This window comes from Haloferax sp. s1, assembly GCF_058382125.1.
The window spans coordinates 1-2,573 of the sequence record NZ_JBZRPK010000266.1; the positions used below are offsets into that span (position 1 = coordinate 1).

A 2,573-nucleotide genomic window follows, 5' to 3' on the forward strand; every position below is an offset into this window, starting at 1 on the left:
AGTCCGGGTCGCTCGCAGTCCAGTTCCAGACGGGAGTCCCGAAACAACTCGTCGGCGTCCTTCGCGGCCTCATCATCCTGTTCGTCGCCATGCCCGAGTTCTTCCGTATGATTGGCACTTCCATCACGCCCAAGCGGGACCGGGAGGCCGTGGCCACGGACGGCGGCGAACACCTTTCTGGAGGTGACGACGAATGAGCACATCCACAATCGACCAACTCCGCGACACGGAACTGTCCTACAGAACGACGCTCGTCGGCGGTGCAGTGGGTGCCTTCTTGCTCATCGCCCTGCTCGGACTGCTCTTCCCGAGCAGCATCTGGGCGAGCCTCCTCGGCATCGTCACGAGCCGCAGTACCCTCTCGTCGGCGCTTCGGCTTTCGGTACCAATCACGTTCGCCGCGCTCGGCGGTATCTTCGCCGAGAAATCCGGCGTCATCAACATCGGACTGGAAGGGCTGCTCATCATCTCGGCGTTTACGGCGGTTATCACGACGGCTGTCATCGGTCCGGGGACCGTCATCTTCACCGTCCCCGTCGTCGGCGTCAGACTCACCGCCATCTGGATTGGCTTCTTCGCGGGCATCCTCGTGTCGGTGCTGTTCTCCGCGATTTTCGCCGTGGTCTGCATCCGCTACAAGGCGGACCAAATCATCGCCGGTCTCGCCGTCTGGCTCATCGCGCTCGGACTCGCGCCGTTCGTTTCGACCGTCTACTACGGCGGCGTCAACACCGAAAACCTCGGAACGTCGCTCGGAACGTGGACCATTTCCGTGCTCTCCGAAATCCCGTTCTTCGGCGCGCTCTTCAGCGCCGGACCAGCGGTGTACATGATGCTCGTCGCGGTTCCCGCGTCGTGGTTCATCCTGAATCGGACGGCGTTCGGCCGCCACATCCGCGCGTCCGGTGAGAACCCGAAGGCGCTCGATACCGTCGGTGTCGACGTGAGTCGCGTCCGCTACGCGGGTGCGCTCCTCTCCGGGTTCCTCTCCGGTATCGGCGGCTCGGCGCTGTCGCTCGGTCTCGGCCAGTTCATCGGCACCAACCAGACGATGGTCAACGGCAAGGGGTTCATCGCCATCGTCGCGTACCTCTTCGGGAACTACAACCCGCTCGGCGCGTTCGGCGCGTCGTTCCTCTTTGCGGGGCTGGACGCCGTCCAGATTCGTCTCCAGCAGGTACAGGGGTACACGCTCCCCGACTCGCTCATCCAGACGATTCCGTATATCACGGTCATCGTCATCCTCGCATTCGTCGGTCGCACGTATATCCCGTCCGCGGCAGGCGAGCACTACGACAGCGGTGAAGACAACCGATAGGCGTCTGTACTTTCGAAATCACTCGTTTTTTGGTGTTGACTCCGCAGCGGTCGCTCTATCGTCGTGCGAACGACCGGTGCGGGAGTAAAGAGTTTTCAGCCCGCGATATGGAGGTGATACCATGTCCACACACGAGTACGAGGTGGTGGTCGTCGGCGCAGGAACCTCTGGCTGCTACGCCGCCGCGACTATCGCACGAGCGGGCTACGACGTGGCAATCGTCGAGCGAAAGTCCGCAGAGGAAGCAGGACACATCGCCTGCGGTGACGCCCTGAAGGGTGCAGATGCGTTCCCCGACGTGATTCCGAAGTCGAAAATCGAACCCGCGTTCACGAACACGGATGTCGACCACGGCCGGTTCGAGATTCCACAAGAGGACACTGTTCTCGACATTCCCGTCCCCGGCGAACTTGCAGTCGTCGACCGCTGGGAGTACGGCCGGCTCATCATCGAGGGTGCCGACGAAGCGGGCGCTGAGTTCCACTACGACACCGTCGTACAGGACGTAACACAGGACGACGACGGCCGCGTCACGGGTATCCGGGCGAAGTACGACGACGAAGTCGTCGAGTTTGACGCCGACATAGTCATCGACGGCGCGGGTTCGCTTTCGCTCCTACAGGACAAAGTCGACTTCTCCGACGCGACGTTCGACACGAACGTTTCGTACCAGCACTTCTCGTCTGCCTACCGCGAAGTCGTCGAAGTACCAGAGCCAGTCGAGTGGTCCGACGCGCTCGTGTTCAAACCGGCCGACGTCGCCGCGGGCTACGTCTGGTACTTCCCGCGGACCGAGACCGAAATCAACGCCGGACTCGGCTTCCAGATGACGGAAGAACCGATGAAGCTCGTCGACGACCTGAAAAAGGACCTTCGTGCCCGTTCCGAGTTCGAGGGCGCGGAAGTCATCGACAAACTCGGTGCCGCGCTCCCGACCCGGCGTCCGTACGACTCGGCGACTGCGCCCGGCTATATGGCCGTCGGCGACGCCGCGGCCCACGTCAACCCGACGACCGGCGGCGGCATCGCCGGGGCCGCCTACGCTGGCTCGTACGCTGGCGAACAGGCCATCATCGCACTCGAAACGGGTGACGTGAGCGAGGAAATCCTCTGGCGCTACAACCAGCGCGTCATGGACCACTTCGGCGGGCGCTACGCCAGCCTCGACGTGTACAACATCCTTTCGACGGCCGTCGGCGGGGACGACCTGAAGGGGCTTATCGCCTCCCTCCCCCGGGAAAAGCCCGCCCAAGCG

2 protein-coding genes and 1 pseudogene are annotated in these 2,573 nt (G+C 63.0%); all 3 read left to right on the forward strand.

Features of this window, described 5'->3' with window-relative positions; genetic code table 11:
• Positions 1 to 197: pseudogene (locus QT222_RS02615) on the forward strand (ABC transporter permease); the annotation flags it as partial.
• The gene (locus QT222_RS02620; RefSeq protein WP_491476210.1) at positions 194 to 1,318 is read left to right on the forward strand and encodes an ABC transporter permease; all 1,125 of its coding nucleotides are present in this window, start codon (positions 194 to 196) and stop codon (positions 1,316 to 1,318) included. The pseudogene QT222_RS02615 and the gene QT222_RS02620, both read left to right, overlap by 4 nt.
• Before the next feature lie 121 nt (positions 1,319 to 1,439).
• On the forward strand, positions 1,440 to 2,573 hold a 1,134-nt coding region (locus tag QT222_RS02625), incomplete at its 3' end, for a geranylgeranyl reductase family protein (RefSeq protein WP_491476211.1).